Source organism: Micromonospora sp. NPDC005257 (assembly GCF_042872445.1).
In the GTDB taxonomy this organism is placed as follows: Bacteria; Actinomycetota; Actinomycetes; order Mycobacteriales; family Micromonosporaceae; genus Micromonospora.
The window spans coordinates 25,886-45,202 of sequence record NZ_JBIAKL010000005.1 but is presented as its reverse complement, the minus strand read 5'-3'; the positions used below and the strand labels follow the sequence as shown (position 1 = coordinate 45,202).

The window sequence follows — 19,317 nt, the reverse complement described above, 5'->3', positions numbered from 1 at the left end:
CGTTCCGGTAAGCCTGCCCGGGTGTGGGCAGCCCGCGTAGAAATGGTCGATCGGCGCTGACCATTTGGCGGGTTTCCCGGTGTCGGGCCCGACCTGCCCCCGGACAAGCCGGCGTCACCGACGGCCCTCGTGCGGAGCGGTGACGGAATCCTGACACATCTCGCTTTCTTCCGGTGGCCCGGCCCGGCGTCCCGGGCGAACCGGACTGACCTGGTCGATGGTCCGTCGGTGCACGTCCCAGTGACGGGAATCGAGGAGTGAGCCGACCGGCGCATCAGTATCCGTCCAACGGCCCCTTCAGTTGCCCAGGGCCGCGCCAGTAGGTTGTCAGGACGCGTCCGAGGGGCATTCACAAAATTCCGGACGCGGTCGTCCGCGTACGGGGAGGAAGTCTGTGGTGAGCGGGTCAACCGAGGACTCGGGGCAGGTCCTGCTGGTGGGTTCCAGTGGCGGGCACCTGGCCCAGCTCCTGGCCCTGGAACCGTGGTACCGGGAGCGGCGCCGCGCATGGGTAACGTTCGACACCCCCGACGCCCGCTCGCTGCTCGCCGGTGAGGACGTGGTCTGGGCGCACCACCCCACCACCCGCAACGTCAAGAACCTGGTACGCAACGCGTTCCTCGCGCTCAAGGTGATCCGCCGTCGTCAGGTCGACGCGGTGGTCACCACCGGCGCCGGGGTCGCCCTGCCGTTCGTGGTGGCGGCCCGGATGCGCAGGATCCCCACGGTCTACATCGAGGTGTACGACCGGATCGACAGCGCGACGCTCACCGCCCGGCTCTGCCGCCCCTTCCTCTCCGCGATGCTCGTGCAGTGGGACGAGCAGCGCCGGATGTACCCGGAGGCGACCGTCGTGGGGAACCTCCTGTGATCCCCCGGCAGCGGGACCGGCGCTCCGCGGCGCCGTACGTGCTCGTCGTGGTCGGCACCGACGTGCACCGCTTCGACCGGCTGGTGGGCTGGCTGGAACGCTGGCACGCGAACCGGCCCGAGGTCCGGCTGGTCCTCCAGTACGGGCACAGCCGCACCCCGGCCCTGCCCGAGGCCACCCCGTTCCTCGGTCACGACGAACTCCAGCGGGCGATGGCGGAGTCGACGCTCGTGGTCAGCCACGGCGGCCCGGCCACCATCACCGAGGCCCGCCGCAACGGCCACCTGCCGATCGTGGTGCCCCGCGACCCGACGCACGACGAGCACGTCGACAACCACCAGCAGATGTTCTCCCGCCGGCTGGGCGCGGCGGGCATGGTGCGGCTGTGCGAGTCCGAGGCCGAGCTGGTCGCCGCGCTGGACGAAGGGCTGGCCGACCCGAGCCGGTTCGTGCTGGCCGCCGACCCGAACCGTCCGGACCCGCGCGCCGAGGCGGTCGCCCGGGTCGGCGCGGTGATCGACGAGCTGGTGGCCCGCCGGGTACGACAGCGAGCACTCGGGCGTCGCGGATGAGCGCCCCGGATCCGGCGCCGCCGCGGGTCCTGTTCGTCGGCGGTCTCGGTCGCAGCGGGTCGACGTTGCTGGAACTGCTGCTGGCGCAGAGCGCCGACGTGTGTGCCGTCGGCGAGGTGGTGCACCTGTGGGAGCGGGCGCTCGGCGCCGACGAGCGGTGCGGTTGCGGTGAGCGGTTCACCGCCTGCCCGTTCTGGCGGCAGGTGGGCGATCAGGCGTTCGGCGGCTGGGCCGCTGTCGACCGGGACGACGTGCTGGCCCTCAAGGACCGGGTCGACCGGACCCGGCACATCCCCCGGCTGGCGAAGGACGCGCTCCCGCCGGACCAACTGGCCGACGTGCGCCGCTACGCCGACCTGTACACCCGGATCTACCGGGCCGCGCTCTCGGCGACCGGCGCGCGGGTGGTGGTCGACTCCAGCAAGCACGCCTCGCTCGCCTTCGCGTTGCGCTGGGCCGAAGGGCTCGACCTGCGGGTGCTGCACCTGGTCCGGGACAGCCGGGCGGTGGCGTACTCGTGGGGCAAGCAGGTGCGCCGCCCCGAGGTGGTCGACGGCGAGGACTTCATGCCGACCTTCTCGCCGTTCGAGGTGAGCAAGCTGTGGACCGCGCAGAACGCCGCGTTCCACCTGCTCGCCTCCCGGGCGAAGGTGCTGCGGCTGCGGTACGAGGACTTCACCGCCGACCCGGCCGGCACCGTACGCGGGGTGCGGGACTTCGCCGGCCTGCCGGACGACCCGGCGGCGCTGCGCATCCTGTCCGGGGCCGACGGGACCGGCGTGGCGTCCGAGCCGGCCGCGCCGTTCCGCGCGCACAGCGTCGCCGGCAACCCGCTGCGGTTCAGCGGCGGGCCGTTGACGGTGCGCCGGGACGAGGCGTGGCGGGACCGCCTGCCGCGCCGCAGCCGTGCCGTGGTCAGCCTGGCCACGCTTCCCCTGCGGGTCCGCTACGGCTATCTGGGCCAGCGGGGACCCGACGAGTCCGTGGAGAGAGCATGAGTGGGCCGAGTATCTCGGTCGTCGTACCGACGCGGGACCGTCCGGAGCTGCTGCGTGCGGCGCTCGAGGCGATCCTCAGCCAGGCGCACCCGGGCCTGATCGAGGCGATCGTGGTCTACGACCAGTCCGAGCCGGACCGGTCGCTGGAGAGCGACCGGGGGGACCGGCGGGTCCGGGTGATCACGAATACCCGTACCGCCGGGCTGGCCGGCGCGCGCAACACCGGCATCGAGGCGTCCGTCGGCGACTGGGTGGCGTTCTGCGACGACGACGACGAGTGGCTGCCCGGCAAGCTGGCCGCCCAGTTCGGTGCGCTCGACACGCACCCGGACGGCGCGCTGGTGAGCTGCGGCATCCGGGTCAGCTACGACGACCGTACGGTGGACCGTTCACTGGACCGCGCCCGGATCTCGCTGGAGGCGCTGCTGCGTGACCGGCTCACCGAGCTGCACCCGTCCACGTTCCTGATCCGCCGGGCCGCGCTGCTCGACGCGATCGGCCTGGTCGACGAGCAGATCCCGGGCAGCTACGCGGAGGACTACGAGTTCCTGCTCCGCGCCGCCCGTTACGCCCCGCTGGTGAACGTGGAGAGCCCGTACGTGCTGGTCCGCTGGCACAAGCGGTCCTACTTCGCGCAGCGCTGGGAGACCATCTCGACCGCGTTGCAGTGGCTGCTGCGCCGCTACCCGGAGTTCGCCACGGTGCCGCACGGCGAGGCGCGGGTGGCCGGTCAGATCGCCTTCGCGCAGGCCGCAATGGGCAACCGGCGGGACGCGGTCCGCTGGGCCCGGCGCACGCTGGCCCGTAACCCGAAGGAGCCGCGCGCCTATCTGGCGCTGGCCGTGGCGAGCCGGGCGGTACAGGCCGACCGGGTGCTGCGCACCCTGCACAAGCGCGGCCGGGGCATCTGAGCCGTACGCGAAACGGGCGGGCGACCTCGGTCGCCCGCCCGTCGTCGTTCCGCCGTGGTCAGGCCGTGCAGAAGGACTTCCACGCCTGGATGCTCGGCTGGTCGAGCAGCCGGAAGTCGCCCTGGCTGACGGTCTGGTTGTAGTACGCCACGAACTCCGGCCGCTGGCCGTTGAGGAAGCCGGTCATCGACCGGATCCAGGCCGCCCGGCCGGCGCCCGCGTCACCCGGGACCAGGTCGCTGCCGGTCTCGGCGACGCCCCACGGCTTGCCGAGCGCCTTGGACTTGCTGATCATCGCGCCGTAGATCTCCTGCGGCGGGGCGTACCGCTTCCACTTCTTGCCCCAGTTGTAGCAGTCCCAGCCGAGCGCCTCGATCACGTCGCCGCCCGGGTAGAACGCGTCGAAGCTGCGCCCGGACTTCGGGTCGAGCGTCCAGCACATCAGGATCAGCGTGTTGATCAGCTTGGGGTTGCCCGTCCGGTCGGCCAGGCCGGCGATCCGCTTCCACGCCGTCCGGTACGCCGCCGTGCTGAACGCGCCGCGCTCGACGTCGTCCTCCGGCTCGTGGAAGTACGACCAGTAGACGTTGTGCTCGCGCGGAATCGAGGCGAACCAGGAGGTCAGGCGGGAGTCGAACTTGCCGGTGTTGACCTCCTGCGGCGACGCCTTGAACGACACCACCACGGTCCGGTCCACCACGTCGGCGCGGCTGCCGGACCAGGCCGGCGGCAGGCCGGGGAAGAAGATCCGGGCCATCCGCAGCTTGCCGAAGGTCCGGTCGGACCGGGCCAGCGCCTGGCCGAAAGTCTCCCCGTTCTGCACGCCGATCGAGGCGCCGGGCAGCGTCAGTCGCGTACCGGCAAAGCCCGGCCCGGCGTTCGCGGAGGCCGACGGGCGAGCCGAGGGCTTACCGCCGAGACCCTGGTCGGCGCCGGGGGAGGCACTCGGCGCGCCGGGCGTGCCCGGGCCCATCGAGCTCGCCGCCCCGACCGCGCCCGGCGCCTCGCCGGCCTGCGGGTTCGCGGCGTCGGGCCGCAGCGCGGCCACCGCGACCCCGCTGCCGGCCACGGCCAGCGCCAGGGCCGCCGCCAGGGCGACGCGCCAGCGCCGCCGGGAGCCGCCGGATGATGGCGGAAGAGCCGGGGCGAGCGGCGGTGCGGGCGGCTGGCCCGGCCCATCGGCGGCCGGTCCGTGCGGAACGTCCACCGGGGGCGGTCCGGTCAGGGTGGCGGTCGCCGCGGTGCCCGCGGCCCAGCCTGCCTCGCCGGCCGGGCCGACCCGGCCGGGCTCGTCGTGCGGCGCCCAGCCGGCGTAGCCGTCCGGCGCCGGCCCGGCCTGCGCCGCCCAGGCGTCGTGGTGCGCTTCACGCTGCGGCGCCCAGCCGTTCGCCGTGGCGGGCACGGGCTCCCAGCTCGCCGGGTCGTGCCCCGGCCCGCCGTGGTGACCGGCGTCGGGCCGGTCCCGCTCGGGCCAGGGCAGGTCACCGTCGAAGCGGGCCGGCGGTGGCGGCGTGCTCTCGGCTTCCGGCCAGGGCAGCGAAGGGTCGCCCCCCTGGCGCGGAATGTCCTGACCCGGCCACAGGCCGGTCGGCTGCCCGAAGGCATTGTGCGGCTCTCGGTCGACCGGCATGACCCTCCCTGGCTGTCGGCGGCCCGTGTCGGGGCTCAGATCGTCATGCATCCCTGCCCGACGATAACCCTCATCCACCCGGCCGTTAGTACCGTGACACTCAGCCGAACGCTTCACCCTGCCTGCCGGTGACGGTCGAAGCGGGCATCTCGACCCCGGTCCGGGCGATCGCGTCGAGCAACTGATCGGCCAGTTCGGGCCGGCAGACCAGCAGATCGGGCAGGCGCGGGTCGGCGCGGTTGTAGCGAAGCGGCGAACCGTCGATCCGGGACGCGTGCATGCCCGCACCGAGCGCCACGGCGACCGGGGCGGCACTGTCCCACTCGTACTGACCGCCCGCGTGGACGTACGCGTCGACCTCGCCGGTCACCACCGCGCAGACCTTCACACCGGCCGAACCCATCGGCACGGCGGTGGCGCCGAGCATCTCGACCAGCTCGCCGACGAACGCCGGCGGGCGGCTGCGGCTCACCGCGATCCGGATCGGCCCGTCGGACGGCTTCGGCTGCGGGCAGTCGGTGCCGAGCACGAGCTGCGCACCGTCCCCTGTGGTCCGGGCCGGCATGCCCACCGCACCGGCGATCAGCGCGCCGTCGGGGGCGGCGGAGCGCTGCCAGAGCGCCACGTGCACCGCCCAGTCGTCGCGTCCGGCCTCGGAGAACTCGCGCGTGCCGTCCAGCGGGTCGATGATCCAGACCCGGTCCGCCTCGTGCCGGGGCGCGCGCTCGCCGTCCGCCCACGCGCGGCGCGCGTCGGCCTCCTCCTCGGAGAGCACCGCGTCGGCCGGCCGCAGCCGGGCCAGCGCCGCCGTCATCAGCTCGTGCGACGCGCGGTCGCCGGCGTCCTTGAGCGCCTTCGGGTCGGCGAAGCCCTGCCGGTCCCGCAGCGCGGTGAGCACCGCGCCGGCCTCGACCGCCAGCCACTGCGCGAACCGCTGGTCGTCGAGCCGTCCCGCCTCGTCCTCGGTCACGAGCCCCATCCCTTGTTCTCCCGGGTCTGCCGTGACCCGTCATCCTTCGGCGTCCGGTCGGACCGGCGCCAGCGTCCGTCGGATCGTAGACAGGCGCGAGGTGTTCTCGGATCCCCCGGACGCACCGGTGACCCGGCCGGCCGCCCGCATGTTGAACTTCGCGTGTATCGCGGTCGGACCCGCCGAGCCAGGCCCTAGGCTCTGCGCATGACCGCCGAGCAGCTGATCTCGTTCGCCCGTGGCGCGCCTTCGCTGGACATCGTCGATGTCGAAGGGCTCAAGGCCGCCGCCGTCCGCGCCTTCGACGCCGACCCCGCCGGGGTCACCGCGTACGGCACCTCCGTCGGCTACCCGCCGTTGCGGAAGTGGATCGCCGAGAAGCACGGTGTCGAGGCCGACCAGGTGCTGATCACCAACGGCTCGTTGCAGGCCGACGCGTTCCTCTTCGACCACCTGGTCCGCCGGGGCGACGCGGTGGTGGTCGAGCGCCCGACGTACGACCGCACGCTGCTCAACCTCAAGCAGATGGGCGGCGAGGTGCACGGCGTGACGATCCAGCCGGACGGCCTGGACACCGCCGAGCTGCGCAAGCTGCTGGAGTCCGGGGTACGCCCGCGGCTGGCGCACGTGATCCCCAACTACCAGAATCCGGCCGGCGTGACCCTCTCCCTGGAGAAGCGTCGTGAGCTGCTGGATCTCGCCGCCGAGTACGACTTCACGATCTTCGAGGACGACCCGTACGCGGACATCCGGTTCCGGGGCGAGCCGCTGCCCTCGATGCTGTCGATGGACACGCGCGGCGTGGTGGTGCACGCCTCCAGCTTCACCAAGACGGTCTGCCCGGGCGTGCGGGTCGGCTACCTGGTGGGTCCGGCCGAGCTGATCGCGGCGATCGCCAAGCGGGCCACCAACCTCTACATCTCGCCCGGCATGGTGGCGCAGGCGATCGTGCACCAGTTCTGCGTCTCCGGCGCCATCGAGCAGTCGATCCGGACGGTCCGCTCGGCGCTCGGGGAGCGGTCGGCGGTGCTGGCCGAGTCGCTGCGCCGGCACATTCCGGAGGCCCGGTTCGTGGAGCCGGACGGCGGCTACTTCCTCTGGGTGGAGCTGCCGGAGGACGTCGACGTCGACCGGCTCGCGCCGGCCGCGGCCGAGCGCGGCGTGGCGGTGGTGAAGGGCAGCGACTTCATGATCGACGGCGGTCGGCACGCGCTGCGGCTGGCGTACTCGGCGGTGACTGCGGACCGGATCGACGAGGGTGTGCGGCGTCTCGCCGAGGCGATGGCCGCCGTGCGCGGCTGATTTCTATCGGGTTTCTGACAAAACGGCTCGCGGTCCGGTCCGGCTCTCCCGCCGGACCGGCCGACACCCCACAATGCTGCGAGTGCCATTCACCTTTCGCCGGTGACCGGCCCGTACACCGGCCCGACCGGCCGGGCCGGCGGTACGCCCAGCATCACTCCCGCCCCCCAAGGGGTGCCGGGTGGGCCGTGTCGCCCCTCACCCCCCTGACGCGGCCCGGCCCGCCCGGCGCCGCCGCCGCGTGACGTCCGTCGCAACCGCCCGTCCCGCGCCCGCACTGCGCTTCCCGCCGGTCGGCGTAACCTGCAAGCCGCAGCTCTAGGGGAAGGGGGCGAGAGATGACGGACCGGGTGGCACGCGACCGCACCGCCGGCGCCGAAAGCAACCGGGCGCTGCGCCCCCGCGCCTGGTCGGCCCCGGTACGCGCGATGTCCCGCATCCTCAACGCGGACGGCTCCCCGCGTACGGCCCAGCCGGCCGGACCGGAGCGCAGCGGGATCGTCGACTGCGGGCTGTACGTCGACGGCGAGCGCCGTCCCGGCCGCCCTCACTACGCCGAGGCGCTGGCCGCCGCCCGGCAGGAGCGGGACGGCTTCGTCTGGCTCGGCCTGCACGAGCCGGACCTGACCGAGATGACCGAGATCGCCGTCACCTTCGGCCTGCACGAACTGGCCGTGGAGGACGCGGTCAAGGCCCAGCAGCGGCCGAAGCTGGAACGCTTCGGTGAGATCGTCTTCCTGGTGCTGCGCACCGCCCGCTACTGCGAGCACGCCGAGCTGACCGAGAACTCCGAGGTGGTGGAGACCGGCCAGGTGATGCTCTTCATCGGGCCGCACTTCGTGATCAGCGTGCGCCACGGTGACGCCTGCCGGCTGGCGCCGGTCCGCGCCGACCTGGAGGAGAAGCGGGACCTGCTGGAGCACGGCCCGTGGGCGGTCGCGTACGCGATCACCGACCGTGTGGTGGACCTCTACCTGGAGGTGGCCGACCGGCTGGAGGACGACCTCGACGTGCTGGAGGCGGACGTCTTCGACCGGCAGAGCAGCGGCCGGATCCAGCGGATCTACCAGATGAAGCGGGAGCTGGTCGAGTTCAAGCGGGCGGTGGTGCCGTTGCAGCGCCCGCTGATGACGCTGACCTCGCAGGTCAACCGCGCGGTGCCGCAGGAGGTGCGGCGCTACTTCCGGGACGTGCAGGACCATCTCAGCCGCACGGTCGAGCAGGTGAACTCCTACGACGACCTGCTCAACTCGATCCTGCAGGCCCGGTTGGCCCAGGTCACCGTCGACCAGAACAACGACATGCGCAAGATCGCCGCCTGGGCCGCGATCGGTGCGGTGTGGACGGCGATCGCCGGCATCTACGGCATGAACTTCGACAACATGCCCGAGTTGAAATGGACGTACGGCTATCCGGGCGTCTGGGCGATGATGCTCGCGGCGTCCTTCACTCTCTACCGTCTGTTCCGGCGCAACGGCTGGCTGTAACCGACGTCACCCCCGCCGGGCCGGTTCCCCGTACACGCGGAAGCGCCGGCCACGCGGGGTGTCCCGCGTGCCGGCGCTGATCCGACGGTACGAGGTCAGCGGCGACCGCTGGCCTTCGCGGCGTTCTTGCCGGCCTGCACGGCCTTGGTGATGTCGTCGGCCGGGCGACCGGTGACGTCCCGGGCACCCTCGGCGACGGAGGGGACCTGGTCGTTGGGGTGGATCACCGGCTGGCTGCCGGAGGTGGCGGTCGACGCGCTGCTGCCATTGGCCACCGCCGAGGAACCGGCGCCGGTCGGGCCGGCCTGCGTCACCTTCGCGCTCGCGTCCGGGGTCTCCACCACGATCGTGTCCACGTCCTCCCGCATCGGCTCCAGCTTGTCCCGACCGCTCGCGCCGAGCGTGTCGGCCGAGTTGAGCGTGCCGGTCGGGTCGTACTCGGCCCACTCCTGCTGCTCACGACGGCGGCGCAGGGCCATCGCACCGGCCAGGCCGGCGACGGTGCCCGCCACCAACAGGCCTGCGGTCATGCCCCGCGACCTGCGCTGCTTCTTCTTTCCGGCCTTCATGTTCTTCGCCTTCTTCGTCACCGCGGTCTGCTTCGCGGCCATCACCTTGCGGCCGCTCGACGCCTTGCCGGCGGCCTCGACCCGGGCGTTGCGCACGGCCAGCATCACCGGCGCGAGCGCCGCGGCGGTCGACGCGAAGCCGCTGGACGCCCGGTCCCGCACGATGACCGCGGTCGGCGCGACGGCGACCCGGGCTGCCTGGACCCGCGGGCCGACAGTGGCGCCGGCGCCCTTCGCCGCGTGCGTCGCGGCCTGCCGCAGGTGACCGATGCCCTGGTTCAACTCGACCTTGGCGAGCTGGCCCTGGGTCTTTCGCCGCCCGATTCCAAACACGGTCCCACCTCCTGGGAGTTGTTCCTTCGTCATCCTCCACCTTCGAATGCCTCCGCATGGCCAGATCGGGCACATGGGAGGATCCGCAAGGAACTGAACTACGAGTGAGGAGTACCCGTGGCCGAGGCTGTCTACGCCACCTTGCACACCAACGCCGGCCCGATCCGGCTGGAGCTCTTCCCGAACCACGCGCCGAAGACCGTCCGCAACTTCGTGGAGCTGGCCGAGGGCACCCGGGAGTACACCGATCCGCGCACCGGTCAGCCGGGCAGCGGGCCGTACTACGACGGCACCGTCTCGCACCGTGTGATCAGCGGTTTCATGATTCAGATGGGCGACCCGACCGGCACCGGTCGCGGTGGTCCGGGCTACAAGTTCGCCGACGAGTTCCACCCCGAGCTGCGCTTCGACCGGCCGTACCTGCTGGCCATGGCGAACGCCGGGCCGGGCACCAACGGCTCGCAGTTCTTCATCACGGTGTCGCCCACGCCACACCTGAACAACCGGCACACCATCTTCGGCCAGGTGGCCGACGAGCAGTCCGTGAAGGTGGTCGACTCGATCGCCAACACCCCGACCGGCCCGAGCGACCGGCCGCTGCAGGACGTGGTGATCGAGCGGGTCGAGATCGAGCGCAAGCAGTCCTGAGCGGCACGCCTGTACCTTTGCTCGCATGACTGAGCGCTTCGGCCAGCCAGGCGACGCCACCGGGGGTCCGGTGCCGACCACTCCGGTCTGCTACCGGCACCCCGGTCGGGAGACGTACATCCGGTGCAGCCGGTGCGACCGGCCGGTCTGCACCGAGTGCATGCGGGACGCCTCCGTGGGCCACCAGTGCCCGGAGTGCGTCGCCGAGGGACGCCGCAGCGTGCGGCCGGCGCGTACCGCCTTCGGTGGCGGTGCCGCCGGCCGCCGGGGCAACGTCACGAAGGCGCTGATCGCGCTGAACGTGGCGATGATGCTGCTGTCCATCCTCTCGGCCCGCAGCGGGGCCGCGGTGGCCGGTGGCGGCCTGGGCGGCCTGATGGGCAGCGGGACCCCGCTCACCGAGTGGGGGGCGGTGCTCGGCCTGGCGCGCTTCCCCGACGACACCATCGGCGGGGTGGCCGACGGCGAGTGGTACCGGCTGGTCACCGCCATGTTCCTGCACTACGGCGTGCTGCACCTGCTGCTGAACATGTGGGCGCTCTGGGTGCTCGGCCGGACGCTGGAGGCGGTGCTCGGGCCGCTGCGCTTCCTGGCGCTCTACCTGCTCGCCGGGCTGGGCGGCAACGTCGCGGCCTACGTCTTCACCGAGCCGAACCGCTTCACGGCCGGCGCCTCGACCGCCGTCTTCGGCCTGTTCGCCGCCATCTTCGTGATCATGCGGCGGCTCGGCCGGGACACCTCGGCGATCGTGCCGATCCTGGTGATCAACCTGATCTTCACGTTCACCGTGCCGAGCATCTCGGTGGCCGGGCACCTCGGCGGCCTGGTGGCCGGCGCGCTGGTGGCGCTGGTCCTGGCGTACGCGCCACAGTCGCGGCGGACCGTGTTCCAGGTGGCGGGCTGCGCGATCGTGCTGGTCGCGCTGATCGGCCTGACCCTCGTCCGCACCGCCGCGCTGCTCGGCTGAGCGTCAGCCCGCGGTCGGGCGGGCCTCGGTCAGCGCCGCCGCCACCTCGTCCAGCGGCGCGTCCAGGTCGCGGCGGCCGAACAGGTGCAGCGACTCCCCGGCGTCGATCTCCAGCGCCTCGGCGGTGATCCCGCGTCGGCTGCGCCGGTCCAGGCGGATCGCCTCCACCGTGTCCCACGGCAGCCGGCGTCGCCCGGCGAACCCCCGTAGCACGGTGAGCCCGTCCGGGTCGACGGTGAGGCGGACCGGTGCGACCACGTCGCGCAGCGCCCAGCCGAGCAGACCGGCGGCGGCCAGCCCGGCCAGCCCCGGACGGACCGGGTCACCGCCGGCGAAGACCAGCCCCAGAGCGACGAGCGCGAGCGCGCCGAGCGCCTTGAGCACCGGCACCTCGCGCGGCACCCGCCACTGCCGGGCCGGCGGCGACTGTGGATCCATCCGCCCAGCATGCCAGCCGCCCCGGCCGCACGCCGGGGGAGGACGACCGGTCGGCTCAGCACGTAGTATCGGGGCAAGCGAGGTTACCCGGGAGTAGACATGAGTGACGCGGTCATCGTCGGCGCGGTACGGACCCCGGTCGGGCGGCGCAAGGGCAGCCTCGCCGGAGTGCACCCGGTCGACCTCTCAGCGCACGTGCTGCGCGCTCTCGCCGAGCGCACCGGCATCGATCCCGGCCAGGTCGACGACGTGATGTGGGGCTGCGTGTCGCAGGTCGGCGAGCAGTCCTGGAACGTGGCCCGCAACGCCGTGCTCGCGGCCGGCTGGCCGGAGTCGGTCCCCGGCACCACGCTCGACCGCCAGTGCGGGTCGAGCCAGCAGGCGCTGCACTTCGCCGCCGCGACGGTCCTCTCCGGCCAGGCCGACCTGGTTGTCGCGGGTGGCGTCGAGTCGATGACCCGGGTGCCGATGGGTTCCAGCGTCGCCGGCGGCATGCCGTTCAGCCCGGCGATCCTGGAGCGTTACCGCGGTGTCGAGGGCGTCGCCACGGACTCGCCACTTCCGTTCAACCAGGGCGTCGGAGCCGAGCTGATCGCCCAGCGGTGGCGCCTCTCGCGTACTCAGCTCGACGAGTTCGCGCTGGCCAGCCACGAGAAGGCGGCAGCCGCACAGGACGCGGGCGCGTTCGAGGCCGAGCTGGCGCCGGTGGCGCTCGCCGACGGCGGCAAGTTCTCCGCCGACGAGGGCATCCGCCGTGACACCTCGCTGGCGAAGCTGGGCGAGCTGGCCACCCCGTTCCGCGCCGACGGCGTGGTCACCGCCGGGTCCGCGTCGCAGATCTCCGACGGCGCCGCCGCGCTCGCGGTCACCACGGCCGAGTGGGCCAGCCGGCACGGCCTGCGCCCGCTGGCCCGGGTGCACACCGCCGTGGTCGCCGCCGACGACCCGGTCACCATGCTCACCGCGCCGATCCCGGCCACCGCGAAGGCGCTGCGCCGCGCGGGGCTGGGCATCGAGGAGATCGGGGTGTACGAGGTGAACGAGGCGTTCGCCTCGGTGCCGCTGGCCTGGCTGGCCGAGACCGAGGCGGACCCGGAGCGGCTCAACCCCCGGGGCGGGGCCATCGCGCTGGGTCACCCGCTCGGCGGGTCCGGTGCGCGGATCATGACCACGATGCTCCAGCACATGCGGGACAACGGCATCCGCTACGGCCTCCAGACCATGTGCGAGGGAGGCGGCATGGCCAACGCCACGATCGTCGAGCTGCTCTGATCCGACCGGCGGCGGAGTCGCACCGCTGGTGCGACGTGCAGGTGTGGAAGTTCCAGAAATCGGTCGTGGCCCATATCACCCCAGGTCATCGGCTCGTTGCACCTGACATGGACGTGTTCTCGCGAACGTTCCTTCCGGCCGCCGCCGACACCGGCCTGGCGACCCAGACCGTCACCCGGCACATGCCGGTGTTCCGCCGGTGCGTCGGCTCCGGCGACGCGACCATCCTGGTCACCCGATGCAGCCGCCCGGACGACCCGATCGGCGGCGACTACCTGATGCTGCTCACCCACCGCCGCCTGGTGGTCACCCGGCAGACCCGGGTGCTGCACCGGCTGCGCCTGCACCTCAACACCGAACTGCGCGAGCTGAGCAACGTGACGTGGAGCCCGGACGCCCGCGCGCACTGCGTGGGACTGGCGGCGACCGCGATCGACGGGGCACGCGAGCGCTTCGTCCTGCGTACCCGTCATCCGAAGCAGGTGTGGCAGCTCGACGCGCTGCTCAACCACGCCTTCCGGACCCGCCTGCGTACCCCGGCCGAGCGGGTGGTGGCGACCATCGGTGAGTCGCTCGCGGACGCCCGGCCCCCGGTGCTGCGTCCGGCTACGGCTCGCTGACGTCCTTACCGGATCCGAACATCCACTGAGCCGCCGGGCGGCCACCGGTCGGTCATCATGGGCCGGTGACCATCGCCGCCCCGCCCGGACTCGTCCTCGTGGTGGAGGACGAGCCGGCCATCGCCGACCTGGTCCGGCTCTATCTGACCCGGGACGGGTTCGGCGTACACCTGGAACGTGACGGCGAGGCCGGGCTGGCCGCCGCGCGGCGCCTGCGCCCGGTGGCCTGCGTGCTCGACATCGCGCTGCCCGGCCTGGCCGGCACCGAGATCTGCCGCAGGCTGCGCGCGGACGGCGACTGGACGCCGGTCATCTTCCTCACCGCCCGCGACGACGAGGTGGACCGCGTCGTCGGCCTGGAACTGGGCGCTGACGACTACGTCACCAAGCCGTTCAGCCCTCGTGAGCTGCTCGCCCGGTTACGGGCGGTGCTCCGCCGCACCGCCGGCACGCCCGCCGGCCAGCCCCGCACGCTCGGTGCCGTCACGCTCGACCCGGGCCGCCGGACGGTGACCGCCGCCGGTACGGCGGTGCAGCTCACCTCCACCGAGTTCGACCTGCTGGCCCACCTGATGGCCCGCCCCGGCCGGGTGTTCACCCGGGAGGAACTGCTGGCCGGCGTGTGGGGGTACGCGGCACACGCCGGCACCCGGACCGTCGACGTGCACGTGGCGCAGGTACGGGCCAAACTCGGCCCGGCGAGCGTGATCCGCACCCATCGGGGCGTCGGATACGCGGCCGATGCCTGAACAACGGACCGGGCCGACGCGGCGCCGTCCCGGGCGGACGCTCACCGCCCGCGCCGTGCTGGCCACCTGCGCGGTGGCGCTGGTGTCGGTGCTCGTCACCGCGCTCGTCGCGGTGCCCCTGGCGGTACGCGGCGCGGAGCGCCGGGACCAGGAGGCGCTCGCTGCCCAGGCCCGGCTCGCCGCCGACGTGCTCCGGGTGCGGCCGGCCCGCCAGCGCGACAGCGCCGGGGACCGGCTCGTCCGGCAACTGCGACAGCAGCAGATCGAGGTGTACGTGATCCGCGACGGCCGGGCCGACCGGCCGGGCCTGCCCAGACCGCTCGTGACACGGGTGGCCGGTGGTGAGAACGTCTCCGGCCGGCGGCTGGTCGACGGGGAACGCCGGCTGGTCGAGGCGCGGGCGCTGCCCGGCCGGGACGGGGTGGTGCTGACCCGGGCCCGTAGCACCGGACCCTGGCGGCAGGTGCTGCGTGGGCTCTGGCTGCCGCTGCTTGCCGGGCTCGCCGCCGGGGCGGCCGCCGGAGCGCTGCTCGCCCGCCGGCTGGCCCGGCCGATCCGTACCGCCGCCACGGCCGCCGCGCGGCTGCGTGCCGGGGACCGGGCGGTCCGGGTGCCGGTCGAGCCGCCCGACGAGGTGGCGGACCTGGCGTACGCGCTGAACGGCCTGGCCGCCGCGCTCGCCACGAGCGAGGGACGGCAGCGCGAGTTCCTGCTCTCCGTCTCGCACGAGTTGCGTACCCCGCTCACCGCCATCCGCGGCTATGCCGAGGCGCTGGCCGACGGGGTGATCGAGGCCGACGCGGTGCCGGCGACCGGCCGGACCGTGCTCGCCGAGGCCGAACACCTGGACCGGCTGGTCCGCGACCTGCTGGCACTGGCCCGGTTGGAAGCGGTCGACTTCCCGCTGGAGCCGGTGCCGGTCGACCTGACCCGGATCGCCGTCGACGCGGAGCGCACCTGGTCCGGCCGGTGCGCCGCGCTCGGGGTGCCGTTCCGGCTGGAGACGCAGGGTGAGCCGGTGCCGGCGTACACCGATCCGGGCCGGATCCGGCAGGTGGTGGACGGGCTGCTGGAGAACGCGCTGCGGGTCGTACCCCCGGGGGCGCCGGTGGTGCTCGCGGTGCGGACGGCCGGCCCGGCCGGCGGCGGGGTGCTGGAGGTCCGGGACGGCGGACCCGGCTTCACCGACGACGACCTGAGGGTGGCGTTCGAGCGCGGCGCGTTGCACGAGCGGTACCGGGGGGTGCGCAAGGTGGGCAGCGGGCTCGGCCTTGCGCTCGCCGCCGGGCTGGTCCGGCGGCTCGGCGGGGACATCGCCGCCGGGCACGCCCCGGAGGGCGGGGCCGCGTTCACGGTCCGGGTACCCGCGGATCCTTACCGGGCCCGAACATCGGCTTGACCGTCCTCTCGCGTCGGTGCGGAACGCTCGGTCCACCACCGTGAGGAGAGGACCACAGATGACACGTCAGCGAATCGTCACCGGCGCCACCGCACTGCTCGCCGTCGCGGCGCTCGGGCTCGCCGGGTGCGGCGCGGCCCGGTCCGGCCCGGCGCCCGGCGAGGCGGTCGAGGTGAGCGCCGCCCTGGGCGTGGACGGCCAGGCGCTCGCCGCGCTCGGCGTGGAGGCCGGCGAACTGGACGTGGATCCGGTCGCCGCGCCGGCGCCGTCGGGCACGCCGCAGGCCGGGCCGGGCGGCAGGGGCGAGCGCGCGAAGGAGGGGCACAAGCGGCACCGGGCCCGGGTGCTGCTGCGGCGCAACACGCTGCACGGCGAGGCGGTGGTGCGGACCAGGGACGGCGGTACGAAGACGGTGGCGGTTCAGCGCGGCGAGGTGACCGCGATCGACGACAGGTCGATGACCGTCAAGTCCACCGACGGCTTCACAGCGACGTGGACGTTCGGTGAGAAGCTGCGGGTGGTCGAGCGGCGGGCCACGATCCGATCGACCGACATCAGGATCGGTACGACGGTCGGGGTGGCCGGCGCGAAGGACGGCGACAAGAGCGTGGCCCGACTGGTGGTGGTGCCGCTTCGCCAGGAATAGAGTGCCTGGCCTGTCGTGACCTGAGCAATGTGCCAGGCTACGCTATGCCCCGACCTGCCATCGCCTCCGTGGAGATTCCGTGAAGCTCTCGATCCTCATGCCGGTCTATAACGAGGAAGAACGTATCGCGGATGCCCTCAAGCAGGCATTGGCCGTCGACTACCCCTGCGAGATCGAGCTGGTCGTCGTGGACGACGGCAGCCGGGACGGCACCGGCGAGGTCCTCGGCCGGGTCGACGACGCCCGCCTACGGGTGATCACCCACCAGCGCAACGCCGGTAAGGGCGCGGCCATCAAGACGGCGGTCGACAGCGCCGAGGGCGAGTACATGGTCATCCTCGACGCCGACCTGGAGTACGACCCGCAGGACATCCCGCGCCTGCTGGAGCCGGTGCTGGACGGCCGGGCGACTGTCGTCTACGGCAACCGGACCTTCGGCAGCCACAGCTCGTACAGCTTCTGGTACGTGATGGGCAACAAGGGCGTCACGCTCGCCGCGAACGTGCTCTACAACTCCTACATCGGCGACCTGGAGACCTGCTTCAAGCTGATGCCGCTGGAGCTGTACCGCTCGCTCGAGGTCCGCGCCCGTGGTTTCGGCATGGAGGCCGAGGTCACCGGCAAGCTGCTGCGCCGCCGCATCCGCCCTTACGAGGTGCCGATCAGCTACCGCGCGCGGGGCCGCGAGGAGGGCAAGAAGATCACCTGGAAGGACGGCGTCGAGGCGATCTGGATCCTGGCCCGCGAGCGCGCCCGCCGCCGCCCGGCCGGTCCCTCCGCCGCGCACTGAGCCCCACCGACGGAACCCCGGGATCCCGGCACGAGCCGAGGTCGCGGGGTTCCGTCGTGTCCGGGCCGTTCAGGTGAGGAACGCATCGACCGAGCGGCGCAGCCCTGCGGCGTCCAGGCCGTGCCAGCGCTCGTGGTCCTCGGTGCTGCCGTAGCGGCGCAGGTCCCTGCGGCCCACCCCGAGCGCGAGCAGCCGGTGCGGCCGGTCGGTCAGCGCCTCGGACACCACCCGCGCCGAGGTGCCCGCCAGGTACGGCTCGACCAGGATCACCTCGGTGCCGGCGAGCGCCCGCAACCCGGCCGTGTCGAACGGCCGCGGCCGGTGGGTGTAGGCCACGGTGACCGCCCGGCCGGCGACCGCGGCCACCGCCGCGTCCAGCACCGGACCGACCGCCACCAGCAGCGGCGCGCCCGGCCCGGCGTCCCGGACCACGTGCAGGTCGCCCGCCTGCGGGTACGCCTGCGCGTTGGTCTGGACGGACAACCGCAGGTACGCCGATTCCTGCCCGCACACCACGTTTCGCAGCAGTGGCCGGACCTCGTCCGGGTGCCCCGGCACGTGCACGGTCCAGCAGTGGAGCGTGTCGAGCAGCGCCACGTCGGCCGGCGCGAGGTGGGTGCGTCCCGCCGCCGCCCGGTCGTACGAGCCGCCGATGCCGACGAGCACCGCGCCGACGTCCTGGTGGTCGAGGTCCAGCTTGATCTGCTCGTACGCCCGCTCGACCAGGAACGGGGCGTAGCTGTGCACGATCGGCCGCTGCCCGGTCAGCGCCAGCCCACCGGCCACCCCGATCATCAACTGCTCCCGGATGCCCACGTTGATCACCCGGTCCGGGTACCGGGCGGCGGCCGGCTCGAACGCGTCGGCGGAGATGTCGGCGAGCACGACTGTCGTACGCGGATCGGCGAGCACCTCCTCGGTGCTTGTCACGAACGCGTCCCGCATGGTGCTGCTCATCGTCACTCCCCGTCCGTGACGACCGCGACGACGACGTGCGGCCGGTGCTCGTCGTGCCCGGTGAGGGCGGTGTGCAGGGCGTCGTGGTCGCGCCCGTCGACTGTGGTGGCGCTCCACCCGTTCACCGTGAACCGGCTCGCCGCGCCGCCCGGCCAACCGTGCGTGGCCGAGCGGTTGTCCAGCACGATCGCGGTCAGGTTGCCCAGCCCGGTCGCGCCCGCGTACGCGATCGCCTCGTGGTTGGAGCCCTCGTCCAGTTCGGCGTCGCCGAGCAGCACGTACACCCGGGGTCCGGTGCGGCCCTGGGCCCGCAGGCCGAGCACGGTGCCCACGCCCAGCCCGAGGCCGTGGCCGAGCGAACCGGAACCGATCTCGACGCCCGGCACCAGCGTGCGGTCGGGGTGGTCGCCGAGCCGGCTCGCCGGGCCGCCCTGGTCGTCCAGCCACTCGGGCGGTACGAAGCCGCGGGCGGCGAGCAGCGCGTAGTAACCGGCGACCGCGTGGCCCTTGGAGAGCAGGAAGCGGTCCCGGTCCGGGTCGGCCACGGTGGCCGGGGTGACCCGGAGCACCCGGTCGTAGAGCACCTGGAGCACGTCGAGCGCCGAGTACACGTTGGCGCCGAACTCGCGGCCGGCGCGCACCCGGTCCAGCAGCGCGCCCAACTCGGTGGCGGTGGTCGTCGTCATACCGATAGCCTCCGACTTGAAGCGAACTTCAACTCAAGGCCGTGTGATGCACGAAGCAACACTGACCATCGGGCAGCTCGCCGACCGCAGCGGCGTCGCCCCCTCGGCGCTGCGCTACTACGAGCGGCTCGGCCTGATCCACGCCGCCCGCACCGGCGGGAACCAGCGCCGCTACGCGCGCACCGAGCTGCGCCGGGTGGCCTTCATCCGGATCTCCCAGCAGGTCGGTGTCTCGCTGGAGGAGATCCGGGCGGCGCTCGACTCGCTGCCGTCGGGGCGTACCCCCACGCCCGACGACTGGGCCGCGCTGTCCCGCGCCTGGCGGGACCGGCTGGACGAGCGGATCCGGCTGCTCGGCAAGCTCCGCGACGACCTGGACGGCTGCATCGGCTGCGGCTGCCTGTCCTTGCAGCGCTGCACGCTCTACAACCCCGGCGACTCGCTCGCCACCGAGGGCCCCGGCCCGCGCCTCATGCTCCCGCGCCCCGGCCAGGGCTGACCC

At 73.3% G+C, this 19,317-nt stretch carries 21 protein-coding genes; 15 read left to right on the top strand and 6 right to left on the bottom strand.

From position 1 onward, the window contains the following. The first annotated feature begins 394 nt into the window (after positions 1–394). From ACFYO8_RS12395 to ACFYO8_RS12380, 4 genes are read left to right on the top strand one after another with little or no spacing between them, the layout of a single operon-like run. A complete protein-coding gene (locus ACFYO8_RS12395) occupies positions 395–871 on the top strand; it encodes a UDP-N-acetylglucosamine--LPS N-acetylglucosamine transferase (protein WP_354866671.1) in 477 nt (158 codons plus the stop codon). Next, entirely contained in the window at positions 868–1,443 is a 576-nt protein-coding gene (locus ACFYO8_RS12390) for a glycosyltransferase (RefSeq protein ID WP_355014937.1), read from the top strand. Before ACFYO8_RS12395 ends, ACFYO8_RS12390 begins: the two co-directional genes overlap by 4 nt. Continuing rightward, the gene (locus ACFYO8_RS12385; RefSeq protein ID WP_354866675.1) at positions 1,440–2,441 is read left to right on the top strand and encodes a sulfotransferase; all 1,002 of its coding nucleotides are present in this window, start codon (positions 1,440–1,442) and stop codon (positions 2,439–2,441) included. The genes ACFYO8_RS12390 and ACFYO8_RS12385 overlap by 4 nt, the downstream gene beginning before the upstream one ends. After that, on the top strand, positions 2,438–3,352 hold the full coding sequence (locus tag ACFYO8_RS12380; RefSeq protein WP_354866677.1) for a glycosyltransferase family 2 protein: 915 nt from the start codon (positions 2,438–2,440) through the stop codon (positions 3,350–3,352). The genes ACFYO8_RS12385 and ACFYO8_RS12380 overlap by 4 nt, the downstream gene beginning before the upstream one ends. A gap of 58 nt (positions 3,353–3,410) precedes the next feature. On the opposite strand, the gene ACFYO8_RS12375 is transcribed toward ACFYO8_RS12380, so the two are convergent. Both ACFYO8_RS12375 and ACFYO8_RS12370 read right to left on the bottom strand, forming a co-directional pair. After that, a complete protein-coding gene (locus ACFYO8_RS12375) occupies positions 3,411–4,982 on the bottom strand; it encodes a hypothetical protein (RefSeq protein WP_354866679.1) in 1,572 nt (523 codons plus the stop codon). Between the two features lie 100 nt (positions 4,983–5,082). Then, positions 5,083–5,961, bottom strand: coding sequence for a 3'(2'),5'-bisphosphate nucleotidase CysQ (locus ACFYO8_RS12370; protein WP_354866681.1), 879 nt, complete (start codon positions 5,959–5,961; stop codon positions 5,083–5,085). Positions 5,962–6,159: 198 nt separating this feature from the next. Here ACFYO8_RS12370 and ACFYO8_RS12365 point away from each other — a divergent pair, with 198 nt between their 5' ends. Both ACFYO8_RS12365 and corA read left to right on the top strand, forming a co-directional pair. After that, positions 6,160–7,254, top strand: a complete 1,095-nt coding sequence (locus tag ACFYO8_RS12365; RefSeq protein WP_354866683.1) for a PLP-dependent aminotransferase family protein — start codon at positions 6,160–6,162, stop codon at positions 7,252–7,254. A gap of 338 nt (positions 7,255–7,592) precedes the next feature. Beyond that, complete coding sequence (gene corA, locus ACFYO8_RS12360; protein WP_354866685.1) at positions 7,593–8,741, top strand: magnesium/cobalt transporter CorA; 1,149 nt, start codon at positions 7,593–7,595, stop codon at positions 8,739–8,741. A gap of 95 nt (positions 8,742–8,836) precedes the next feature. Here the strand turns inward: corA and ACFYO8_RS12355 are convergent, their stop codons facing one another. After that, positions 8,837–9,676 (bottom strand): hypothetical protein, encoded by an 840-nt coding sequence (locus ACFYO8_RS12355; RefSeq protein ID WP_354866687.1) that lies wholly within the window; start codon positions 9,674–9,676, stop codon positions 8,837–8,839. Positions 9,677–9,760: 84 nt separating this feature from the next. Here ACFYO8_RS12355 and ACFYO8_RS12350 point away from each other — a divergent pair, with 84 nt between their 5' ends. Together ACFYO8_RS12350 and ACFYO8_RS12345 are read left to right on the top strand one after the other, a co-directional pair. Then, positions 9,761–10,291 (top strand): peptidylprolyl isomerase, encoded by a 531-nt coding sequence (locus ACFYO8_RS12350; protein WP_354866689.1) that lies wholly within the window; start codon positions 9,761–9,763, stop codon positions 10,289–10,291. Positions 10,292–10,316: 25 nt separating this feature from the next. Then, entirely contained in the window at positions 10,317–11,258 is a 942-nt protein-coding gene (locus tag ACFYO8_RS12345; protein WP_354866691.1) for a rhomboid family intramembrane serine protease, read from the top strand. A 3-nt stretch (positions 11,259–11,261) separates the two neighbouring features. Here ACFYO8_RS12345 and ACFYO8_RS12340 read toward each other — a convergent pair whose 3' ends face one another. Then, entirely contained in the window at positions 11,262–11,696 is a 435-nt protein-coding gene (locus ACFYO8_RS12340; RefSeq protein ID WP_354866693.1) for a PH domain-containing protein, read from the bottom strand. 99 nt (positions 11,697–11,795) lie between these two features. Between ACFYO8_RS12340 and ACFYO8_RS12335 the strand changes: the two genes are divergently transcribed. The 6 genes from ACFYO8_RS12335 to ACFYO8_RS12310 all read left to right on the top strand — a co-directional run bounded on the left by ACFYO8_RS12335 (position 11,796) and on the right by ACFYO8_RS12310 (position 17,172). Further along, on the top strand, positions 11,796–12,968 hold the full coding sequence (locus ACFYO8_RS12335) for an acetyl-CoA C-acyltransferase (protein ID WP_354866695.1): 1,173 nt from the start codon (positions 11,796–11,798) through the stop codon (positions 12,966–12,968). A 107-nt stretch (positions 12,969–13,075) separates the two neighbouring features. After that, positions 13,076–13,588 carry a hypothetical protein gene (locus ACFYO8_RS12330; protein WP_354866697.1) on the top strand — a complete coding sequence of 171 codons (513 nt, stop codon included), beginning with the start codon at positions 13,076–13,078 and terminating at the stop codon, positions 13,586–13,588. A gap of 65 nt (positions 13,589–13,653) precedes the next feature. Then, positions 13,654–14,337: a response regulator transcription factor gene (locus ACFYO8_RS12325; RefSeq protein WP_354866699.1), complete on the top strand. Its 684-nt coding sequence runs from the start codon at positions 13,654–13,656 to the stop codon at positions 14,335–14,337. After that, positions 14,330–15,736 (top strand): HAMP domain-containing sensor histidine kinase, encoded by a 1,407-nt coding sequence (locus tag ACFYO8_RS12320; protein WP_354866701.1) that lies wholly within the window; start codon positions 14,330–14,332, stop codon positions 15,734–15,736. The genes ACFYO8_RS12325 and ACFYO8_RS12320 overlap by 8 nt, the downstream gene beginning before the upstream one ends. Positions 15,737–15,794: 58 nt before the next feature. After that, positions 15,795–16,382, top strand: a complete 588-nt coding sequence (locus ACFYO8_RS12315) for a hypothetical protein (RefSeq protein WP_354866703.1) — start codon at positions 15,795–15,797, stop codon at positions 16,380–16,382. 79 nt (positions 16,383–16,461) lie between these two features. After that, positions 16,462–17,172: a glycosyltransferase family 2 protein gene (locus ACFYO8_RS12310; RefSeq protein ID WP_354866705.1), complete on the top strand. Its 711-nt coding sequence runs from the start codon at positions 16,462–16,464 to the stop codon at positions 17,170–17,172. Positions 17,173–17,241: 69 nt separating this feature from the next. Here the strand turns inward: ACFYO8_RS12310 and ACFYO8_RS12305 are convergent, their stop codons facing one another. Together ACFYO8_RS12305 and ACFYO8_RS12300 are read right to left on the bottom strand one after the other, a co-directional pair. After that, on the bottom strand, positions 17,242–18,117 hold the full coding sequence (locus tag ACFYO8_RS12305) for a transketolase (RefSeq protein WP_354866794.1): 876 nt from the start codon (positions 18,115–18,117) through the stop codon (positions 17,242–17,244). Positions 18,118–18,131: 14 nt separating this feature from the next. Continuing rightward, the gene (locus ACFYO8_RS12300) at positions 18,132–18,815 is read right to left on the bottom strand and encodes a transketolase (RefSeq protein ID WP_387189235.1); all 684 of its coding nucleotides are present in this window, start codon (positions 18,813–18,815) and stop codon (positions 18,132–18,134) included. 46 nt (positions 18,816–18,861) lie between these two features. Between ACFYO8_RS12300 and soxR the strand changes: the two genes are divergently transcribed. Continuing rightward, complete coding sequence (soxR, locus tag ACFYO8_RS12295; protein ID WP_354866709.1) at positions 18,862–19,314, top strand: redox-sensitive transcriptional activator SoxR; 453 nt, start codon at positions 18,862–18,864, stop codon at positions 19,312–19,314. The last annotated feature ends 3 nt before the right edge of the window (positions 19,315–19,317 follow it).

Bases quoted from the DNA above. Each gene is read 5' to 3' on its own strand.
- ACFYO8_RS12385 (WP_354866675.1), top strand. From the start codon at position 1,440: ATGAGCGCCCCGGATCCGGCGCCGCCGCGGGTCCTGTTCGTCGGCGGT.
- ACFYO8_RS12380 (WP_354866677.1), top strand. From the start codon at position 2,438: ATGAGTGGGCCGAGTATCTCGGTCGTCGTACCGACGCGGGACCGTCCG.
- ACFYO8_RS12375 (WP_354866679.1), bottom strand. From the start codon at position 4,982: ATGCCGGTCGACCGAGAGCCGCACAATGCCTTCGGGCAGCCGACCGGC.
- ACFYO8_RS12370 (WP_354866681.1), bottom strand. From the start codon at position 5,961: ATGGGGCTCGTGACCGAGGACGAGGCGGGACGGCTCGACGACCAGCGG.
- ACFYO8_RS12365 (WP_354866683.1), top strand. From the start codon at position 6,160: ATGACCGCCGAGCAGCTGATCTCGTTCGCCCGTGGCGCGCCTTCGCTG.
- corA (WP_354866685.1), top strand. From the start codon at position 7,593: ATGACGGACCGGGTGGCACGCGACCGCACCGCCGGCGCCGAAAGCAAC.
- ACFYO8_RS12355 (WP_354866687.1), bottom strand. From the start codon at position 9,676: ATGACGAAGGAACAACTCCCAGGAGGTGGGACCGTGTTTGGAATCGGG.
- ACFYO8_RS12345 (WP_354866691.1), top strand. From the start codon at position 10,317: ATGACTGAGCGCTTCGGCCAGCCAGGCGACGCCACCGGGGGTCCGGTG.
- ACFYO8_RS12340 (WP_354866693.1), bottom strand. From the start codon at position 11,696: ATGGATCCACAGTCGCCGCCGGCCCGGCAGTGGCGGGTGCCGCGCGAG.
- ACFYO8_RS12335 (WP_354866695.1), top strand. From the start codon at position 11,796: ATGAGTGACGCGGTCATCGTCGGCGCGGTACGGACCCCGGTCGGGCGG.
- ACFYO8_RS12330 (WP_354866697.1), top strand. From the start codon at position 13,076: ATGGACGTGTTCTCGCGAACGTTCCTTCCGGCCGCCGCCGACACCGGC.
- ACFYO8_RS12320 (WP_354866701.1), top strand. From the start codon at position 14,330: ATGCCTGAACAACGGACCGGGCCGACGCGGCGCCGTCCCGGGCGGACG.
- ACFYO8_RS12315 (WP_354866703.1), top strand. From the start codon at position 15,795: ATGACACGTCAGCGAATCGTCACCGGCGCCACCGCACTGCTCGCCGTC.
- ACFYO8_RS12305 (WP_354866794.1), bottom strand. From the start codon at position 18,117: ATGCGGGACGCGTTCGTGACAAGCACCGAGGAGGTGCTCGCCGATCCG.
- ACFYO8_RS12300 (WP_387189235.1), bottom strand. From the start codon at position 18,815: ATGACGACGACCACCGCCACCGAGTTGGGCGCGCTGCTGGACCGGGTG.
- soxR (WP_354866709.1), top strand. From the start codon at position 18,862: ATGCACGAAGCAACACTGACCATCGGGCAGCTCGCCGACCGCAGCGGC.